Source organism: Bradyrhizobium lablabi (assembly GCF_001440475.1).
In the GTDB taxonomy this organism is placed as follows: Bacteria; Pseudomonadota; Alphaproteobacteria; order Rhizobiales; family Xanthobacteraceae; genus Bradyrhizobium; species Bradyrhizobium lablabi.
The window spans coordinates 1-473 of the sequence record NZ_LLYB01000098.1; the positions used below are offsets into that span (position 1 = coordinate 1).

The window sequence follows — 473 nt, forward strand, 5'->3', positions numbered from 1 at the left end:
ATTGGTAACCCCGCATATTGCGATCGACGGACATCTGAGTAAGACCGGCAAGCGGCGCAAGACGGCGATCGACGCGCGTACCACGCGTCACAGCGGCTATGACATCAGCCAGCGTTGCCGCAAACGCATCGAGGAAATCTTCGGCTGGATCAAGAGTTCCGCTGGCTTGGCCAAGGTAAAACTGCGAGGCCGAGACCGGGTAGATGCCGTCTTTGTCCTGGCGCTTGCGGCCTATAATCTGATCCGGCTTCCCAAGCTTCTGGCGGCACCGGCATGAGCATTCGGGGCAGATGGCGGGTCGTTGAGACGCCCGGCTTCGACATGGCCTTGGCGGGCGCCTACATCCTGTTCGATGAGGACGGCGGCGAGTTCGCCTTCGACTGCCTCACAGGCTCCATTCATGGAGCCTGCCACGGTGATGCCGTCGAGTTCGGCTGGCAGGGAAATGACGAAATGGAGCCAGCCAATGGTGA

Annotated in this window: 1 protein-coding gene and 1 pseudogene; both read left to right on the forward strand. The window is 60.7% G+C overall.

The genetic code is table 11. From position 1 onward, the window contains the following. Window positions 1-277, forward strand: a 277-nt coding sequence (locus CQ14_RS28550) for a transposase (protein ID WP_156435527.1), incomplete at its 5' end; no start/stop codon positions are given. Next, window positions 274-473, forward strand: a pseudogene (locus tag CQ14_RS44840) (hypothetical protein); the annotation flags it as partial. The gene CQ14_RS28550 and the pseudogene CQ14_RS44840, both read left to right, overlap by 4 nt.